The organism is Rothia santali (genome assembly GCF_024199905.1).
Classification (GTDB): domain Bacteria; phylum Actinomycetota; class Actinomycetes; order Actinomycetales; family Micrococcaceae; genus Rothia; species Rothia santali.
In genome coordinates, this window is sequence record NZ_JANAFB010000026.1 from 1 (window position 1) to 19,629 (window position 19,629).

9 protein-coding genes are annotated in these 19,629 nt (G+C 73.3%); 5 read left to right on the plus strand and 4 right to left on the minus strand.

Going from position 1 to position 19,629, the window contains the following annotated elements:
* Positions 1 to 404: 404 nt before the first annotated feature.
* From NBM05_RS10610 to NBM05_RS10620, 3 genes are read left to right on the plus strand one after another with little or no spacing between them, the layout of a single operon-like run.
* Positions 405 to 2,357: an FAD-dependent monooxygenase gene (locus NBM05_RS10610; protein ID WP_254167132.1), complete on the plus strand. Its 1,953-nt coding sequence runs from the start codon at positions 405 to 407 to the stop codon at positions 2,355 to 2,357.
* A 51-nt stretch (positions 2,358 to 2,408) separates the two neighbouring features.
* Entirely contained in the window at positions 2,409 to 3,908 is a 1,500-nt protein-coding gene (locus tag NBM05_RS10615) for an APC family permease (protein ID WP_254167133.1), read from the plus strand.
* A complete protein-coding gene (locus NBM05_RS10620; protein ID WP_254167135.1) occupies positions 3,905 to 5,233 on the plus strand; it encodes an NAD(P)/FAD-dependent oxidoreductase in 1,329 nt (442 codons plus the stop codon). Before NBM05_RS10615 ends, NBM05_RS10620 begins: the two co-directional genes overlap by 4 nt.
* On the opposite strand, the gene NBM05_RS10625 is transcribed toward NBM05_RS10620, so the two are convergent.
* Complete coding sequence (locus tag NBM05_RS10625; protein WP_254167137.1) at positions 5,214 to 6,194, minus strand: AraC-like ligand-binding domain-containing protein; 981 nt, start codon at positions 6,192 to 6,194, stop codon at positions 5,214 to 5,216. The genes NBM05_RS10620 and NBM05_RS10625 overlap by 20 nt on opposite strands.
* A gap of 259 nt (positions 6,195 to 6,453) precedes the next feature.
* On the opposite strand from NBM05_RS10625, the gene NBM05_RS10630 reads away from it, so the two are divergent.
* Positions 6,454 to 7,863 (plus strand): aldehyde dehydrogenase family protein, encoded by a 1,410-nt coding sequence (locus NBM05_RS10630; RefSeq protein ID WP_254167138.1) that lies wholly within the window; start codon positions 6,454 to 6,456, stop codon positions 7,861 to 7,863.
* 109 nt (positions 7,864 to 7,972) lie between these two features.
* On the opposite strand, the gene NBM05_RS10635 is transcribed toward NBM05_RS10630, so the two are convergent.
* The 3 genes from NBM05_RS10635 to NBM05_RS10645 form a co-directional block, all read right to left on the minus strand.
* Positions 7,973 to 9,463 (minus strand): FAD-binding oxidoreductase, encoded by a 1,491-nt coding sequence (locus NBM05_RS10635; protein WP_254167140.1) that lies wholly within the window; start codon positions 9,461 to 9,463, stop codon positions 7,973 to 7,975.
* 80 nt (positions 9,464 to 9,543) lie between these two features.
* Complete coding sequence (locus tag NBM05_RS10640; RefSeq protein ID WP_254167142.1) at positions 9,544 to 13,029, minus strand: NAD-glutamate dehydrogenase domain-containing protein; 3,486 nt, start codon at positions 13,027 to 13,029, stop codon at positions 9,544 to 9,546.
* 333 nt (positions 13,030 to 13,362) lie between these two features.
* Positions 13,363 to 18,366 carry an NAD-glutamate dehydrogenase gene (locus NBM05_RS10645; RefSeq protein ID WP_254167143.1) on the minus strand — a complete coding sequence of 1,668 codons (5,004 nt, stop codon included), beginning with the start codon at positions 18,364 to 18,366 and terminating at the stop codon, positions 13,363 to 13,365.
* Between the two features lie 311 nt (positions 18,367 to 18,677).
* Here NBM05_RS10645 and NBM05_RS10650 point away from each other — a divergent pair, with 311 nt between their 5' ends.
* Positions 18,678 to 19,568: a shikimate dehydrogenase gene (locus NBM05_RS10650; RefSeq protein WP_254167145.1), complete on the plus strand. Its 891-nt coding sequence runs from the start codon at positions 18,678 to 18,680 to the stop codon at positions 19,566 to 19,568.
* Positions 19,569 to 19,629 lie beyond the last annotated feature (61 nt).

Here is a 19,629-nt window from a genome sequence, read left to right on the forward strand (position 1 = left end):
CCTTGGTCCAGATGTCGATCAGCTCGGAGCGGCGCTCCTCGTCGTCGATCAGGCCCAGCTCGTACTGGCCCTGGATCTCGGACGCCTGGTGCTCGTAGCCCTCCATGATGGCCGGCTTCTGCGGCGGCGGCGGGCGGTGCCGTCCGCCCTCGCGCACCCCCCGGGGCGGGGCCCCGGCCCGGCCGCCGCCCCATCCGCTCCGCTCGTCGTCGCCATCGAACCCCACTCTCCGGCCGCCGGGGCCGCCACGACCGCGGTCCGGGCTACCCGCCGTCGGGCCTTGTCCGCCCCGGCGGGTCCGTATATGATCCAGACCACAGTTCTCTATCGGAACCCCATATTCGCATAGAGAACACGCCGAATCAACGCCACTCCCACGATGCGGTGGGGGAAGGAGCCTCGAAGTGCATTTCCACCACCACGGCTACGTCTCCGGCGACCCGGGCGTCCAGGCCCCCGCGGGCCACGGGATCGACCGCCCGCGCGAGCTGCCCGACGAGACCGACGTGCTCGTCGTCGGCACCGGCCCCGCGGGCATGATCACCGCCGCTCAGCTCTCCCAGTTCCCCGAGGTGGACGTCCGGATCATCGACAAGCGCCCGCACCGCCTCGAGATCGGCCAGGCCGACGGCATCCAGGCCCGCAGCGTCGAGACCTTCCAGGCCTTCGGCTTCGCCAACCGGCTGATCGACGAGGCGTACCACATCACCGAGATGTCCTTCTGGAAGCCCGACCCCGAGCGTCCGCAGGAGATCGTGCGCACGGCCCGGCCGGCCGACGACCCGCGCGGCATCAGCGAGTTCCCCCACCTGATCGTCAACCAGGCCCGCGTGCTCGACTCCTTCGCCGAGTTCATGCTGCGCTCCCCCGGGCGCATCGAGCCCGACTACGGCGTCGAGTTCCTGACCCTGGAGGTGACCGGCGAGGGCGAGCGCCCCGTGCTGGCCACCGTCCGGCACACCGCGGGGCCCCGCGAGGGCGAGGTCCGCACCATCCGGGCCCGGTACGTCGTCGGCTCCGACGGCGCCCGCTCGGGCGTCCGCGCCGCGATCGGCCGCCGCCTCGAGGGGGACCAGGCCAACCACGCGTGGGGCGTCATGGACGTGCTGGCCGAGAGCGACTTCCCGGACATCCGCCGCAAGTGCGCGATCCAGTCCGAGCACGGCAGCATCCTCCACATCCCCCGCGAGGGCGGGCACCTGTTCCGCATGTACGTGGACCTCGGCGTGGTAGACCCCGCGGCGCACCACGCGGTGCGGCAGACCACGGTCGAGCAGATCGTCGAGCGGGCCAACGCGATCCTGCACCCCTACTCCCTGGACGTCCGCAGCGTGGCGTGGCACAGCGTCTACGAGGTCGGTCACCGGCTGACCGACCGCTTCGACGACGTCCCCGCGGACCGCGTCGGCGAGCGGGAGCCGCGGGTGTTCATCACCGGCGACGCCTGCCACACCCACTCCGCCAAGGCCGGGCAGGGCATGAACGTGTCGATGCAGGACGGCTTCAACCTCGGCTGGAAGCTGGGCCACGTGCTGACCGGGCTCAGCCCGGCCGCGCTGCTGCGCACCTACTCGGAGGAGCGGCAGGTGATCACCCGGAACCTCATCGACTTCGACCGCGAGTGGTCGACGATGATGGCGGCCCGCCCGGAGGACCTCAAGAGCCCCGAGGAGCTCGAGGAGTTCTACGTCAAGACCGCGGAGTTCCCGGCGGGCTTCATGACCGAGTACCGGCCCTCGATGATCACCGCCGGGACCGAGCACCAGGACCTGGCCGCCGGGTTCCCGGTGGGCAAGCGGTTCCGCTCGGCCCGGGTCACCCGGGTCTGCGACGGCTTCCCGCTGCACCTGGGCCACCAGGCCACGGCCGACGGGCGGTGGCGGGTCTACGTCTTCGCCGACGCCCCAGCCGCCGGCGAGCCCTCCACCCTGGCCGACTGGGCGGAATGGGTGCGCGCCGACCCGGCCTCCCCGCGGGTGCTGCACACCCCGGACGGGGGCGACGACGACGCCCTCCTAGACCTCAGCGTCGTCTACCGGCAGCCCCACGTCGACGTCGAGCTCATGCGCACGCCCCGGGCGTTCCGCCCGCAGGTGGGACCGTTCCGGCTGAGCTACCTCGAGCGGGTCTACGCCGCGCTGCCGGGGGAGGACGTCTTCGAGGATCGCCGGATCGGCCGCGCGGGCGCCGTCGTGGTGGTCCGGCCGGACCAGTACGTGGCCGCGGTCCTGCCGCTGGACGAGCCGGCGGCGCTCGGGCGGTTCTTCGAGCCGATCCTGGCGCGCCCCGCACGCCCCGGTAGGCGTGGAGCGACAACGGCGCCGCGCTCAGGCACAACCGCCCGCGATGTGTCCTGACGCACATTAGAGGGACCATCCCGTCCGTCCGAGTCACCCCGAGGAGGCACCGTGTCGGCACAGCAGCCCACCCTGGCCCGCCGCCATCTCTCGACGACGGCCCTGGTCTTCATGATCATCGCCGCCTCCGCCCCGCTGACCGTGCTCGCCGGCGGCGTGCCCACCAACTTCGCGGTCTCCGGGCTGCTGGGCGTGCCGGTCAGCTACCTGGTGCTCGGCGTCGTGCTGGCCCTCTTCGCCGTCGGCTACGGCGCGATGAGCGGCCACGTGCACAACGCCGGCGCCTTCTACGCCTACATCACCCAGGGGCTCGGGCGGCGGCAGGGCATCGCCGCCGCGATCCTGGCCCTGGTCTCCTACAACATGATGCAGATCGGGCTGTACGGCCTGTTCGGCTTCGCGCTCGCCAACGCGCTGGGCGACCTGACCGGGCTCGACGTCCCGTGGTGGCTCGCGGCCCTGATCGGCTGGGCCGTCGTGGGGGCGTTGGGCGTGCGCAGCGTCGACCTCTCGGCCCGCGTGCTGGCGGTCCTGGTCTCGCTCGAGTTCCTCGTGGTGCTGGTGGTCTGCGTGATCTCCCTGGTCGTGGCGCCCGAGGGCGTCAGCACGGAGACGCTGCGGCCGGACGAGTTCTTCACCGGCGGCATCGGCGTCCTGCTGGCCTTCGGCATCGCCGCGTTCATGGGCTTCGAGTCCGGGGCGATCTATGCCGAGGAGACCCGCAACCCCCGGCGCACGGTCGCGCGGGCCACGTACATCGCGGTGGGCGTGATCGCGGTGTTCTACGCCGGCTCGGCCTGGGCCCTCGCGATGGGCGTGGGGCCCAGCGCGATCATCGGGCAGTCCGCCGCGCTCGGGCCGGACCTGGTCTTCGAGTGGCTCAGCGCGCGCTTCCCGCTGCTCGCGGAGGTCGCCAACGTCCTGTTCATCACCAGCCTCCTCGCGGCCCTCATCGCGTTCCACAACGCGGCGGCCCGGTACTTCTTCTCCCTCGGCCGCTCCGGGGTGCTGCCGCGCGGCCTGGCCGGGGCCTCGCCGAGCGGGGCGCCGCGGGTCGGCTCGCTGACCCAGTCGGCGCTCGCGCTCGTCGTCGTCGCGGTCTTCGCGGTCGCGGGCGCCGGCTCCGCGCTGGGCCCGCTCTACCCCGTGATCACGCTGTTCACGTGGCTGACCAACGCCGCCGCCTTCGGCCTCGTCTTCCTGCTCGCGGTCACCTCGATCGCCGTGATCGCCTGGTTCGCCCGGGACGCGCGCGGGTACGGCGCCTGGACGCGCGTGGTGGCCCCCGCGGCGTCGGCCCTGGGGCTGCTGGCCGTGGCCGTCCTGATCCTCGTCAACTTCGACCTCATGATCGGCGCGGAGGGCCCCTCCGCCCTCGTGGTGGTCATGCCCGGCATCATCATCGCCGCCGGCGTCCTGGGCGCCGTCTGGGGCGAGGTGCTGCGGCGGCGGCGCCCGGAGGCCTTCGCCTCCGTCGACGCTGACGCCCCGGCGGGAACGGCCCCGCAGGACGAGAACCGAACCCCTCCCCTCGAAAGGAACACACCGTGAGCACACCCCATGTCGTGGTCGTCGGCGCCGGATTCGCCGGACTCGTGGCCGCCCGCGAGCTGCAGATGGCCGGGATCGACGTCGAGATCGTCGAGGCCCGCGAGAGGATCGGCGGGCGCGCCTGGACGCAGGAGCGCATGGGCCGCCCGCTGGAGCTCGGGGCGACCTGGGTCCACTGGATGCAGCCCCACGTCTGGTCGGAGATCACCCGCTACGGCCAGGGCATCCATCCCAGCCCGTACACGGACCGCGCCTACTGGGTCACCGGCGGCGAGGTGCGCAGCGGCACCGAGGCGGAGCTCGACGCAGCCCTGGCCCGCCCCATGGCCAAGATCTTCGAGCGCTCCGCCGAGTACTTCCCCAACCCGCACGACCCCCTGCACATCCTCTCCGACGCCTACCGCGGCCCCGCCGAGCTGCGCGAGCAGTTCCTGGCCGACGACGCCGCCGGCGTCCTCGAGTGCCTCCGCGGCGGCGACTTCACCCAGGAGGAGATCGACCTGTGCGACGGCTACTGGTCCGCCGGGTACATCGGCGACCCGAGCCAGGCCTCCTCGCTCATGGCCAAGCAGTGGGTCGCGCTGTCCGACAACCGGCTGCCGCTGCTCGACGAGCAGACCCTGCGCTTCAAGCTCGTCGACGGCATGCGCGGGATCTACGAGAACATCGCCGCGGACCTACGCTGCCCCCTCCGGCTCTCGACGCCGGTGACCGCGATCGAGCACCTCACCTCCTCGGCCGTGGTGACCCTGGAGGGCGGGGAGCGGATCCCGTGCGACGCCGTCGTCGTCACCGTCCCGCTCGGCGCCCTCGACACGATCGAGTTCACCCCGGCCCTGCCGCCCTCGATGCGCTCCGTCGTGGACCAGAAGTGGAACTCCACCGGGTGCAAGATCTGGATCAAGGTCAAGGGGCACCACAGCATCATCGGCTACGCGCCGACGCCGGCCAAGGTCGCGGTCTTCCGCAGCGAGTACTTCATGGACGACGGGACGACGATCTGCGTCGGCTTCGGCTCGCACCACGACCGCGTGGACCTCGAGGACCCCGCCTCGGGCCAGGAGATCGTGAACCAGTGGCGGCCGGACCTGGAGGTCCTCGACTGCACGGGCCACGACTGGGTGGCCGACCGCTGGAGCGGCCAGGCGTGGGCGACCCTCAAGAAGGGCCAGTTCACCAACGGCTGGCACCACTTCCGCGAGACGGACACGCGCCTGCACTTCGCCGGGGCCGACTGGGCCTCGGGGTGGCGCGGCGTCGTCGTGGACGGGGCGATCGAGACCGGGCTGAGCACCGCGCGGAAGGTCATCCGGGAGCTGGCCTGAGCGGTCCCTCCAGGATCCTGGCCCGGTACGCCGAGGGCGACTCCCCGAACTCGGTCTTGAACGCCTTGCTGACGTGGGAGGCGTCCACCAGCCCGTACCGGGTGCTGATGGTGTGCACCGCCTCGTGGGCCAGGAGCGGGTTGGCCAGGTCCTGGCGGATCGCCTGCAGCCGCCGCGTGCGGATGTAGGAGGCGACCGTCAGGCCGTTGGCCGCGAACCGGCTGTGCAGCTGCCGCAGGGAGACGAAGAGGTGCTCGGCGATGTCGTGGGGGCCCAGCTCCGGGTCCCCCAGCCGCTCGTCGATCAGCGCGATGGCCTGCTGCAGCAGGGGGCTCTCCGCGGTGTCCCGGCCGGACTCCCGCGACTCCGCGGAGAGGACCGTGACCAGCATGTCCAGCGCGGAGCGGACCAGGCTCATCGCGTGCGGCCCGCTGAGCACGTCCATGTTCCGGGCCAGCTGCTCGAACAGGGGGACCGCGACCTTTCCCAGGCCGCTGACGCTGCTGACCGGCGTCGCCGTGATGAGGGAGATCTGGTCGGGGCTCAGGTGGACCATCGACTGCGGGAAGATCACGACGAGGCTGCGCTGCGCCTCCTCGTAGCTCAGCTCGTAGGGGCGCTGGGTCACGTACAGGGCGAGGTCCCCGGCGGCGAGGTCGCAGGTGCGGCCGTCCTGGACGAGCCGGGCCGACCCGCTCAGCTGGAGGCTGAGCTTGCAGTAGGCCCGGGCCGCGGGATCGATGAGGTCGGGGCTGCGGACGACGCGGTGGGCGTCGGTGGACATGTCGAAGAGGTGCACCTCCTCGAGCGCCACCTCGCGCAGCTCGGCGCGGAAGGCCCGCTCGTCCTCGGAGGAGAGCCGCAGGGGCGCGAAGGAGCGGGAGATCAGGCACCGCCACTCCGGCATCGTCAGTCCGGGCCGGGTCGCGGTCCGCGACTCGGCGAGCTGCCGTACGTCCATCCGTGCCGCCTCGCTTCCGATTCCCGTCTCCCAGCGCCCGCCGCGCCCCTCGACCCGGGGCGGGGAACGCTCCGGGCGGCCGACGCGGCAGAGGGCCGCCGCCCCGTCGGGGCACCGGCTCCAGCGCTCTCGGGAGCCAATCTATCACCGTCGTGACGCGGCACACATCGGCGGACAACAAGCCTGCACGCTGCGGCAACTCGGCGCCCGCGCGCGGCGGGGAGGATGGAGCCACCATCCCGACGATGTGAGGAGCCCCATGGCCACCACCTACGCCGACCTCGTCCAGGCGGTAGACGCCGGCGAGGCGGGACGCGCGATCCTGGACCCGGCGACCGACGAGGTCGTGGGGCACGCCCCGGAGCAGACCGCGCAGGACCTCGACGACGCCGTCGGGCGCGCCGGGACCGCCCAGCGGGGCTGGGGCTCCCGAACCCAGCGGGAGCGGTGCGACCTCCTGCTGAAGGCCGCCGACGCCGTCGAGGAGTGGGCCGAGCCCCTGGCCGAGCTGCTCTCCCGCGAGCAGGGCAAGCCGCTCAACGGCCCCAATGCCCGCTTCGAGGTCGGCGCGTGCGCCTCGTGGCTGCGTGCCACCGCCTCCTTCGAGCTGGAGGACACCCCCGTGGTCGACGACGGGCAGACCCGGGCCGTGCTGACCTACCGGCCGATCGGCGTCGTCGGCGCGATCGGCCCGTGGAACTGGCCCATGATGATCACGATCTGGCAGACCGCCCCCGCCCTGCGGATGGGCAACGCCGTGGTGGTCAAGCCCTCCGAGCACACGCCGCTGAGCGTGCTGGCCCTGTGCCACGTGCTGAACTCCGTGCTGCCCGAGGACGTGCTGCAGGTGGTCTCCGGCGGGCGGGAGGTCGGGGCCGCGATCAGCACCCACCCGGGGATCGGCAAGATCATGTTCACGGGCTCCACCGCGACCGGCAAGAAGATCATCGAGTCCTCCGCGGAGACGGTCAAGCGACTGACCTTGGAGCTGGGCGGCAACGACGCCGGCATCGTCCTGGAGGACGCCGACCCCGCGGCCATCGCCGAGGGCCTGTTCTGGGGCGCGTTCATCAACACCGGCCAGACCTGCGCCGCGCTCAAGCGGCTCTACGTGGCCGACGCGATCTACGACGACGTGTGCGCGGCCCTCGCCGACTTCGCGCGGGGCGTGCCGATGGGCGTGGGCCTGGAGGAGCAGAACGTGCTCGGGCCGCTGCAGAACGCGGCGCAGTTCGAGATCGTGGACGGGCTGGTCGAGGAGGCCCGGCGGAGCGGGGCGCGCGTGCTGCTCGGCGCGGACCCCGACCGCGACGCCGCGGGGCACTTCTACCCGACCACGCTGATCGCGGACATCGACCCGGAGAACCCGCTCGTGGTGGAGGAGCAGTTCGGCCCGGCGCTGCCGATCGTCCGGGTCGCCGACGCCGAGGAGGCGATCGCGCGGGCCAACGCGCTCGACGTCGGGCTCGGCGCCTCGGTGTGGTCCGGGGACCGCGAGCGCGCCCGCGAGGTGGCCGCTCGGCTGCAGGCCGGGACGGTGTGGATCAACTCCCACGGCGGGGTGGACCCGCGGATCCCCTTCGGCGGCGTCAAGCAGTCGGGGTACGGGCTGGAGTTCGGCGTCGAGGGGCTCAAGGGGCTGGGGGTGCCGCAGGTCATCAACGGGTGACGGGGTGACGGGGGAAGGGCGGTCCGCGGGCGCGCTCCCGGCTCCGGCGGGGGTGCGGCCGCGGGCCGGGTGAGGCCGCGGGCCGGGTGAGGCCGGGTGGCCGCGGGCGCTAGATCCCCCGGCCCGGCGTCAGGATCCCGCGCGGGTCCAGCGCCGCCTTGATCGCGTGCTGGGCGGCCAGGGTCGCGGCGTCGAACTGCAGCGGCAGCTCGCGGTGCTTGAGCGAGCCGATGCCGTGCTCCCCGCTGATCACCCCGCCCAGCTCGATCGCGAGCTCGGTGATCCGGTCCACCACGGCCTCGGCCGCGGCCCGGTCCTCGGGCGTGTCCTCCGACTCGACCGCCGGGTGCAGGTTGCCGTCCCCCGCGTGGGCCAGGATGCTGACGCCCCGGCCCGACTCCTCCGCGATCCGCCGCACGCCGCCGATCATCTCGACCAGCCGGGACACGGGCACCCCGACGTCGCAGTGCACCGAGTACTTCCCGGCCAGCAGCGCCCCGTTGGCGACGCGGCGGGCCTCCATCAGCGCGGTGCCCTCCTGGGACTCGGTCTCCACGGCGCCGTGGCGGCGGCAGGTCTCCAGGAGCAGCTCGGCGTCGCGGGAGGCGGTGAGGCCGACCGTCTGGCCGAGCAGGAGCGCGGCGTCCGGCTGCGGCAGGCCGCTGGGCCGGAACTGCTCGATCAGGCGCGCGCAGACGTCGTCGATCAGCTCCAGGGCCTCGGGCCGGGGCTCGGCGGAGACGATCTCGGTGACCGCGCGTCCGGCGGCCTCGAGGTCGTCGAAGCTCGCGACGAACGTCTGGGGGACGCCCTCGGGCACCGGCTCGAGCCGCACCGTCGCCCGGGTGATGACGCCCAGGGTGCCCTCCGAGCCCACGAAGAGCGGGGTGAGGTTCAGCCCCGTCGCGTTCTTGAGGGTCCGGGCGCCGGTGTGGATGACGCTCCCGTCGGCCAGCACGACCTCCAGGGCGGCCACGGCGTCCCCGGTGGTGCCGTGGGCGATGCAGCGCAGCCCGCCGGCGTCGGTCGCGATGTTCCCGCCGACCGTGGAGAGGTGCGTGCTCGCGGGGTCGGGGGCGAAGAACAGGCCGTGCTCGCGCGCGGCGCGGTCCAGCTCGGCGGTGACCACGCCGGGCTCGACGTCGGCCAGGCGGTTCGCGGCGTCGATGCCCAGGACGCGGTCCATCGCCGCGAGCGAGACCGTCAGCCCGCCCGGGTAGGCGTTGGAGCCCCCGGACAGTCCCGAGCCGGCCCCGCGCACCGAGACCGGCACCCGGTGCTCGTTCGCCCAGGCCAGGGCCGCGGCGACGTCGTCCGTCCCGGAGGCCAGCACGACGCCGGCCGGCATGCCCTCCGGCTCCGCGATCGAGCGGTCCGAGGCGTGCTCGCGCACCGCCTCCCCCGTGAGCAGCCGGTCGCCGAGGCGGTCGCGCAGCTCCTCCAGGGCGCCCGGCGCCTCGCCGGGCGCTTGGCCCGGCATCTCGCCGGGTGCCTCGCGGGACGCTTGGCCCGGCGTCTCGCCGCGTGCTTGACCAAGCGTCTCGCCGGGTGCTTGACCGGGCGTCTCGCGGAGAGCGTCCTCGCGTGCCTTCTCCGTCATCGTCGCTCCTCTCCCGCGCCACGTTCTGCGGCGTCCGTCTCGCTTGCTGTCCCCGGGGGCCCGCCGGGCCGTCCGCCGCCCTACGCCATCTCGCGCAGGGTCCGCACCGCGACCGAGAGGGTCGCGAGGTCCACCGGCCGGGCCCCCGAGGCGTACGCGTCGATCTCCTCCGGCATCTCCTCGGTCAGGCGCCGGATCGCCGGCATCCGCACCCGATGGGACTCCTCCCACTTGGCCAGGGCCCGCGCCGCTCCGGCGACGTCGCCCCCGCGCTCGACGCCGGCCTCGTCGTTGTCCAGCGCGATCGCGAGCGTCAGCTCGGCCGTCGCCTCGTAGAGGTCCGCGCGCTGGGCTGACCGGGCGATCGAGTCCCAGCGCCCGGTGCGCGGCAGCTCGGTGATGGCCAGCGCGATGTTCCGCACCCGGAAGCGCTCGTAGACCGCGAAGTAGAGCAGCGCCGCCTCGCGCAGCGAGTACCCGCTGGCCCGGGTGATCTCGACGACGTCGAGCAGCGAGAGCGACTGCCAGATCGAGGCCCAGCGGTCCACCAGCGCCGCGGGCACCTCCCAGCCCGCGGCCCGCCGGGCGCGCTCGTGGATGCTCGCCGCGGCGTCGTCGGCGACGAGATCCGGCAGCTCCTCGACGAGGGAGGCCACCCCCTCGAAGCGGCCCAGCACCTCGCGGATGGGGCTCTCGGGTGACGAGTCGTCGCCACCAGCGGCCGACGAGTCGTCGTCCCGGCCGAATGACGCGTCGTCGTCCGGGCCGAGTGGCGAGTCGTCGCCCCGTGTGGACGCCGGCTCCCCGGCCGCCCCGCCCCGCGCCGCGGCCGCCGCCGCGCTGAGCGTGCCCTCGGCGATGACCCAGCGGACGGCCCGGTCGGTGAACCGCTGCAGGTCCCGGATCACGGCGCTCCAGCCCTCCGGGTCGGCCGTGGGGGCGATCCCGCGGTGCAGCTCCATGAGCTCCCGCAGGCCGAAGATCTCCCGGGCCACGATGAACGCGTGCGCGACCGTGGCCGGGGACGCGCCGGTCTCCTCCACCACGCGGTGGACGAAGACGATGCCGGCGGTGTCCACGACGTCGTTGGCCACCCGGGTGCAGATGATCTCCCGGCGCAGCGGGTGCTCGCCGAACCGCCCGGCGTAGCGCTCCCCGACCGCGGCCGGGAAGTACTCCAGCAGGATCTCGTCCAGCCACGGGTCCGCGCCGAAGCCGCCCTCCAGGAGGGAGCGGGACAGGTCGGTCTTGGAGTAGGCGGTCAGCACCGCCAGCTCCGGCGAGGTCAGCGGTTCCCCCGCGGCGCGCCGCGCGGCGAGCTCCTCGTCGGAGGGCAGCAGCTCGACCTCGCGGTCCAGCCCGCCGTGCTCCTCGAGGTGGGCCATGAACCGCTCGGCCGTGCTGTTGGTGGGCCGGGTCCCGAGCCGCTCGGCCTGCAGCAGCACGTTCTGCTCCCGGTTGGTGCGCAGCACCAGCCCCGCGACCTCCTCGACCTGCTGCTCGATGAACGCCGCCCGCTCGTCCCGGGTCAGCTCGCCGTCGGCCACGAGCCGGTCCACGAGGATCTTGAGGTTGACCTCGCGGTCCGAGGTCTCGACGCCGGCCGAGTTGTCGATCGCATCGGTGTTGACCAGGATGCCGCGGCGGGCCGCCTCGATCCGCGCGCGCTGGGTCAGGCCGAGGTTGCCGCCCTCGCCGATCACGGCGACCCGCAGCTCCGAGGCGTCGATCCGGAGCGGGTCGTTGGCGCGGTCCCCGGCGTCGGACTGGTCCTCGTCGGTGGCCTTGACGTAGGTTCCGGCGCCGCCGGTGTACAGCAGGTCCGCCGGGGCCCGGAGGATCGCGGAGACCAGGTCCGCGGGTGCCAGCTCGCGCACCGAGTCGTCGAGGCCCAGAGCCTCGCGGACCTCCTCGCCGATCTCGATCGACTTGGCGCTGCGCGGGTACACGCCGCCGCCCGCGGAGATCGACGACTCGTCGTAGTCGCTCCAGTAGGCCCGGGGCAGCTCGAAGAGCCGCTTCCGCTCAGCAAAGGAGGCCGCGGCGTCGGGCGCGGGGTCCAGGAAGATGTGCCGGGTGTCGAAGGCCGCGATCAGCCGGGTGTGCTCGGAGCGCAGCATGCCGTTGCCGAACACGTCCCCGGCCATGCCGCCGATCCCGATCGCGGTGAAGTCCTCGCGCTGGCAGTCGACACCGCGCGCGGCGAAGTGCCGCTTGACCGACTCCCACGCGCCGCGGGCGGTGATGCCCATCTGCTTGTGGTCAAACCCGACCGACCCGCCCGAGGCGAAGGCGTCGCCCAGCCAGAAGCCGTAGTCCGCCGAGATCGAGTTGGCGAGGTCGGAGAACGTCGCGGTGCCCTTGTCCGCGGCGACCACGAGGTAGTCGTCGGGGCCGTCCAGGGCGACGACGCCGTCCGGCGTGACCACCGACGACTCGTCGCCCTCGCCGGCGGCCCGGTTGTCGGTGACGTCGAGCAGGGAGCCGATGAACAGCGAGTAGGCCGCGCGGCCCTCCCGCTGGTAGCCCTCCGGGTCGGCGTCGCGATCCGGGGCCCAGCGCGGGAAGAACCCGCCCTTGGCCCCCTCCGGGATGATCACCGCGTTCTTGCTCTGCTGCGCCTTGACCAGGCCGAGCACCTCGGTGCGGAAGTCGTGCGGCCGGTCCGACCAGCGCAGCCCGCCGCGGGCGACCTTGCCGAAGCGCAGGTGCGTCCCTTCGACGCGCGGCGCGCTCACCCAGATCTCGTAGGCGGGGCGGGGCGCTGGGGCCGCGGCGATCTCGCGCGGCAGCATCTTCAGCGCGATCGAGGCGTGGTCCAGGTAGGCGTTGGTGCGCACGGTGGCCAGGACGGCGTCGGCCATGATGCGCAGGAAGCGGTCCTCCTCGAGGCCGGGGACGTCGTCGAGGGCCTCGCCGATCTCCCCGCGCAGCCGGCGGCGCTCGACGAGGCGGGCCTCCCGGTCGCCGTCCCGCTCCGGGTCCAGGCCCGCGGCGAAGATCTCGACCAGCAGCCGGGTCACCCCGGGGTTGCGCAGCAGCGCGTCCGCCATGAAGTCCTCGCCGTACCCCGCCCCGAGCTGGATCAGGTAGCGGGTGTAGGCGCGCAGCACCGCGACGGTGCGCCACGGCAGGGACTCGGCGAGCACCAGGCGGTTGAGCGCGTCCGAGGCCGCCCGGCCCGAGAGCACCGCGCCCAGCGCCTCCTCGAACAGGCCCAGCACGTCCTCCGCCTCGACGCCGTGGGGGAAGCCGACGCCGAAGTCGTAGAGCTGGAAGGTGCTGCCGTCCTCGCCGGTCAGCTGGAGGGGCCGCTGGTCCACGACGCGCAGGCCCAGGTCCTCCAGCACGGGCAGCAGCTCGGAGAGCGCGCGGGGGCTCTTCAGGTACAGCCGCAGCCGGTGCTCGCTCTGCCCGCCGAGCTCGGTGCTCGCCGCGTCCTCCCGGCGGTGCAGGCGCACGGCCACGGGAGCGGGATCGTCCCCCGTCAGCTCGCGGACGGCTGAGGGGTCGACGACGTCCTCGAACGTCTCGTCGCTGATGCTGAACGTGGGCGTGGATGTCACGTGGTGGACCTTCCTCCGGGCCGGGTGCGAGCGGCACCGCCGCGGCCGAGGCGGCACGCCCGACCGGCGATGCCGGCGCTCCGGCGCTGCCCGCGGCCCGGGCGGCTCCCCCCAGCTTAGAGGTGACGAGGCTCTCATCCCTAAACCCGGACGCACCGCGGGTCACACGGGGTGGCGGCCGGCCGGGGGGTGCGGCCCGGGCTCGACGCGGACGCGGCGAGGGCACGGACCCCGCCGGGATCCGCGCCCTCACCCGGAGCCCGCGCCCTCACCCGGAGTCCGCACCCTCGCCTGGAGTCCGCAGCCGAAGTCCGCGCCCGGGCTCCGGCGCCGCTAGACCAGCCCGCGCAGCCCCCGCACCGCCACCGACAGCGCCGAGAGGCGCGGCGGCTTGGACTCGTCCTGCAGCTCCGCCTCGACCTCGGACATCAGCCGCCCGATGCGCTGCGCGTGGACCGGGTGGGAGGCCTCCCACCGGGCCACGGCGTCCGCGGCGTCGGCCGCGGTCCGGGGGCAGGCCCGGTCCTTGGCCGCGAGGTCCGCCGCGACGCCCACGGTCAGGTCCGCGATCGTCTCGTAGAGGTCCGAGCGCAGCGACGAGCGCGCCAGGGTCTCCCACCGGTCGGTGCGCGGCAGCCGGGTGATCGCCCCGAGGATCGCGTCTGCCTCGAAGCGCTCGGAGAGCGCGAAGTAGATCAGCGCGGACTCCCGCAGGTCGCACTCGGTCTGGACGTCGAGGCGCGCGATGTCCAGCAGCGGGTAGACGTCCAGCAGCTGCGCCCACTGGGTGGCCAGCGGCTCCGGGATGCCCCACGAGCGGGCCCGGTCGAGGCGATCCTGCAGCCGCTCGCGAGCGCCCTCGCCCAGCAGCTCCGGCACCTCGCCGGCCAGCTCCAGGGCCGGGGCGTACCGGTCGATGACCGCCGCGATCTGCAGCTCCGACTCGGCCTCGCCCTGCATGTCGCCCGTGGCGAGGGTGCCCTCGTTGATGAGCCAGCGCGTCCCGCGGTCCAGCAGGCGCTGGATCTCGCGGGCCACCGAACGCCAGGCGCGGGGGTCGACGGTCGCGGGCAGGGCCCGGTGCTGGGCCACCAGCTCGCGGATGCCGAAGAGCTCGCGGGCCGCGAGGAAGGCGCTGGCCGCGGTGGCCGCCGAGGCGCCCGTCTCCTCCACCACGCGGTAGGCGTAGGTGATGCCGGCCAGGTCCACCATCTGGTTGGCGACCCGCGTGCACACGATCTCCCGGCGCAGCGGGTGCCCGTCCAGCTCGTCGCCGAACCGCTCGGTCACCGCCTCGGGGAAGTACTCGTCCAGGATCTCGGAGAGCCACGGGTCCTTGCCGAAGCCGCCCTCCAGCAGGGAGTCCGTCAGGTCGATCTTGACGTAGGCCGTCAGCACCGCCAGCTCGGGCCCGGTGAGGCCCCAGCCGTCGGCGATCCGCTCCTGCAGCTCCGCGTCGCTGGGCAGGAACTCGATCTTACGGTTCAGGCCCGCGTGCTCCTCCAGGTGCCGCATGAGCCGGGCCGCGGTGAAGTTGGTGGGCATGGTGCCCATCCGCTCCGCCTGCAGCAGGGCGTTCTGCTCCCGGTTGGTCTCCAGAACCAGGCGGGCGACGGCGTCGGTCTGGGCCTCGATGAACCCGGCCCGCTCGCCGGCCTCCAGCAGGCCGCGGCCCACGAGGTCGTCCACGAGGATCTTGAGGTTGACCTCGCGGTCCGAGGTCTCCACGCCCGCCGAGTTGTCGATCGCGTCGGTGTTGACGATGACGCCGGCCCGGGCGGCCTCGATGCGGCCGCGCTGGGTCAGGCCGAGGTTGCCGCCCTCGCCCACGATCCGGGCCCGCAGGTCCTCGCCGTTGACGCGCAGGACGTCGTTGGCCTTGTCCCCGACCTCGGCGTTGGTCTCCGTGGAGGCCTTGACGTAGGTGCCGATGCCGCCGTTGTACAGCAGGTCCACCGGCGCCCTGAGGATCGCGGAGACCAGCTCGGGCGGCGAGAGCCGCGCGACCGATCCCTCGATCCCGAGGGCCTCCCGGATCTCCGGGGTCAGCTCGATGGACTTGTTCCGGCGCGAGAACACCCCGCCGCCGGCGGAGATCAGCGACTCGTCGTAGTCCTGCCACGAGGAGCGGGGCAGCCCGAAGAGGCGCTGGCGCTCGGCGAAGGAGGACGCGGCGTCGGGGGTGGGGTCGATGAAGATGTCCCGGTGGTCGAACGCGGCCACCAGGCGGGTGTGCTCGGAGAGCAGCATGCCATTGCCGAACACGTCGCCGGACATGTCGCCCACGCCCACGGCCGTGAAGTCCTCGGCCTGGCAGTCGACGCCCAGCTCCGCGAAGTGGCGCTTGACCGACTCCCACGCGCCGCGGGCGGTGATGCCCATGGCCTTGTGGTCGTAGCCCACCGAGCCGCCCGAGGCGAACGCGTCGCCCAGCCAGAAGCCGTACTCCTGGGAGATCGAGTTGGCCAGGTCGGAGAAGGTCGCCGTGCCCTTGTCGGCCGCGACCACCAGGTAGGTGTCGTCCCCGTCCAGGGCGACCACGCGCTCGGGGCGGACCGCGCGCCGGGCGCCGTCGTCGTCGATCACGAGGTTGTCGGTGACGTCCAGCAGCGAGCGGATGAACAGCGCGTAGGCCGCGCGGCCCTCGTCGAGCCACGCCTCGCGGCTGACCGCCGGGTCCGGCAGCTGCTTGGGGTAGAAGCCGCCCTTGGCGCCGGTCGGGATGATCACCGCGTTCTTGACCATCTGGGCCTTGACCAGGCCCAGGACCTCGGTGCGGAAGTCCTCGCGGCGGTCGGACCAGCGCAGGCCGCCGCGGGCGACCTTGCCGAAGCGCAGGTGCGCGCCCTCGACGCGGGGCGAGTGGACCCAGACCTCGTACTCGGGCCGCGGGAGCGGGGCGAGCGAGATGCCCTCGGGCAGGATCTTCAGCGCGATCGAGTCGCGGTCCTGGTAGGCGTTGGTGCGCACGGTCGCCGCGATGGCCTCGCTGAGGCTGCGCAGCATGCTGTCGGCGTCCAGGGTCGGGACGTCGTTGAGGACCTTCCGGATCCTCCGCAGGATCTCGGCGCGGCGCTCCTCGCGCGCCTCGACCCCGCCCGCGTGGCGCGGGGCGTCCGGGTCGAAGCTCGCCTCGAAGAGCTCGACCAGCAGGCCGGTGACCTCGGAGTGCTCCATCAGGGTGTCGGCCATGAAGGCCTGGGAGAACCCGGAGCCCAGCTGCACCAGGTAGCGCACGTAGGCGCGCAGGATCATCACGGTCCGCCAGGACAGCGACTCGGTGAGCACCAGCCGGTCCAGCAGGTCCGACTCGGCGCGGCCGGCCAGCACGGCGCACAGGGCCTCCTCGTAGAGGCCGATCACCGACTCGGGGTCGACGCCGCGGGGGAAGGTGACCCCGAAGTCGTAGAGCAGGTAGCTGCGGCCGTCCGAGGTGGTCAGGTCGTAGGGCTTCTGGTCCACGACCGTCAGCCCCATGTTCTGCATGATCGGCAGCAGCGCCGTCAGCGTCTTGGGCTCGCGCAGGTAGGTCTTGAGGCGGATCTCGCCCTCGAGCGCCGCGTTGGGCTGGTGCTGGTCGGAGGGGCGGTGCAGGCGCACGGCCGCGGGGCGGCGCGGGCCCGCCCCGGAGAGCTCCTCGAAGATCGCGGCGTCCTCCACCGCCGCCTCGATCTCGTAGTCGGCGCGGTAGGTCTTGGGGGCGGCGTCGGCCCACCGGGAGGCGATCCCCGGCCCCAGGCGGCCGAGCGCGGCCTCCAGCGCCTCGGGCCACGAGCGCGTGGCGTCCTGCAGGCGCTTCTCCAAATCGCGGACGTCGACCTCGGGGACCTGCTCCGGGTCGGTCAGGCGCAGGCGCAGGAACAGCCGGGCCAGGGCCGAGACGGAGAGGCGGATCTCGAAGTCGATCGAGTCCAGCGCGAGCTGCTCCCGGAGGACCTGCTCGATCCGGCGGCGGACGCCGGTGTTGTACCGGTCGCGCGGCAGGAAGACCACGGCGGAGACGAAGCGGCCGAACTCGTCGGGGCGCAGGAACAGGCGCGTGCGGCGTCGTTCCTCCAGCCCCATGATGCCGGCGAAGGTCCCGGTCAGGGTGTCCTGGTCTGCCTGCAGCATCTCCAGGCGCGGGTACTCCTCGATCATGCCGGTCAGCTGCTTGTCCGAGTGCGAGCCGGGCTGGAAGCCCAGGCGATTGCGGATCTCGCGGACCCGGTCCCGCATCAGGGGCGTCTCGGTGGCCGGGAGGGAGTATGCCTGCAGGGAGAACAGGCCCAGGATCACGAACTCGCCGACCACGCGGCCCGCCTCGTCGAAGTCCCGGACGCCGATGTAGTCGAGGTACTCGTGCCGGTGGATCGATGAGCGCGAGTTCGCCTTGGTGACGTAGACGATCTTGGGGTCCAGGGCGTTGTCCCGCGAGCGCCCGGTGAGCAGGAACGACCCGTCGTCGAGCGTGGCCCGGTGGCTCGCGCCGATCTCGTCGCCGGTGGGGTGCTCGGTGAGGATGCCCAGGCTCGTGCCGGGGCGGTCCGAGAGGGCGAGGCCCTCCGGGCTCTCCCGGAGGTCGCGCTCCTTGTATCCGAAGAAGAGGAAGTTGTCCCGGGCGAGCCAGCCCAGGAAGTCCCGGACCACCTGGGGGTAGCGCGCGGCGTCGGGCCGGTCGTCCCGGGCGCGCTCGGGCTCGGGCAGGTCGCCCACGCGCTCGGCGAGCTCCAGGACCTTCTCCTGGATGCGCCGCTCGTCCTCGTTGGCCCGGGAGACGTCCTGCAGGATGCGCACGACGGCGTCGGTCAGCTCGCGCGCCCGGACCTCGTCCTCGTCGTGGGAGAGCTCCACGGAGATCCAGGACTCGATCGAGGTGTCCCGGCCCAGCCCGGCCCCGAGGGAGGGCAGCGCGGCGGTGTCGCCGCTGGCCACGGGCTGGTCGAGGTCGAGGCCGCGGAGGGTCTCCAGCTCGCCGGTCTCCGGGTCCCGGTGGGCCAGGAAGAGGGGGTGGAACATCGAGCGGGAGCCGCCGAAGTGCGCGCCGACCTCCGCGGTGATGGAGGAGACGAGGTACGGCTTGTCGTGCGTGACCACCATGAGGATCCAGGCGCCGCGGTGCTGCACGACGCGGACGATCGACTCGCCGTCGCGGCGCGTCCGGGCGACCTCGCGGTGCAGCTCGGCGCGCTCGTCCAGCTCCTGGCTGGTGTAGTCGGCCAGGTCCTCGAGGCTCGAGTGCTGATAGTAGAGCTCGGTCCAGGATCCGCGGTCCCCGGCGGAGTGTTCCGCGGACAGCTGGTACAGGCCTCCCGTGGTGTGGGAGGGGAGGACCCCGGACTGATGGTTGATGGGCACGTTCGCACTACCTTCCTTGCAGAGCCGGTCACGTCCTTGTGACCGTCTTGACCCTCACCACCATAGCCCCGAACGCGGTGTAACGCAGAACACTTGTGGAAAAGTTTTGTTGCCCATGACGAAACTTTCGAGGCTACGAGGGACGGCGGAGTTCGCGGAGCGCACGAGTGTGCGAAAGACGTCGCGGCGGCTGGTTAGAGTGACGTGACACCCCGCACACCCGCCGGAGCGCCGGCACGACGCCGCCGGCCGGCACGGTTCCGGCGCCTCGCGCCCCGCCCGGCATACCGCACCACCCCACGAGGAGGACCATGAGCCGCATCGGCGAGTCGTACCTGGTCGGTCTGATCGGGGACGGCATCACCGCCTCCCTGACCCCGCCGATGCACGAGGAGGAGGCCTCCCACCACGGGCTGCGCTACCTCTACCGACCCATCGACCTCGCCCCGCTGGGCGCCGGCGCCGAGGACGTGCCGGAGCTGATGCGCGCGGGCTTCCGGCTCGGCTTCTCCGCGTTCAACATCACGCATCCGGCCAAGCAGAGCATCATCCCCCACCTGGACCGGGTCGCGCCCGACGCCGCGGGCCTGGGCGCGGTCAACACCGTCCTGCTGCGCGACGGTGCGACCGAGGGGCACAACACCGACCTCACCGGCTTCGCCTCCGCGCTGCGGGAGGGCCTGCCCGGGGCCGACCTGGACGACGTCGTCCAGCTGGGCGTGGGCGGGGCCGGCTCGGCCACGGCCCACGCGCTGCTGGCGGCCGGCGCGGCCCGGCTCCGACTGCACGACCCCGACCTCGCGCGGGCCCGGACCCGCGCCGCCGAGCTGGGCGCGCTGTTCCCCGCCGCCCGCGTGGAGCCCCTGGGCGCCACCGGGCTCCCCGCCGCCCTGCGCGAGGCGACCGGCCTGGTCAACGCCTCCCCCATCGGCATGCACGCGCACCCCGGCACCCCCGTGGACCCGGACCTGCTGCACGCGGGGACGTGGGTGGCCGACGTCGTCTACCTCCCCCAGGAGACCGAGCTGATCCGCCGGGCCCGCGCCCTGGGCTGCGCGGTGCTGCCGGGCGGCCACATGGCCGTGGGCCAGGCGGTGGACGCGTTCGAGCTCATCACCGGGATCCGACCCGACGCCGCCCGCATGCGCCGCCACTTCGAGCGCCTCGTGGCCGAGCAACAGGGGGCGCCGGCCGGGGCCTGACCGGGCCGCGGGTGCCCGTCCCGCAGCATCCACCGCCCGCCCGCCCGCGACGTCGCCCATC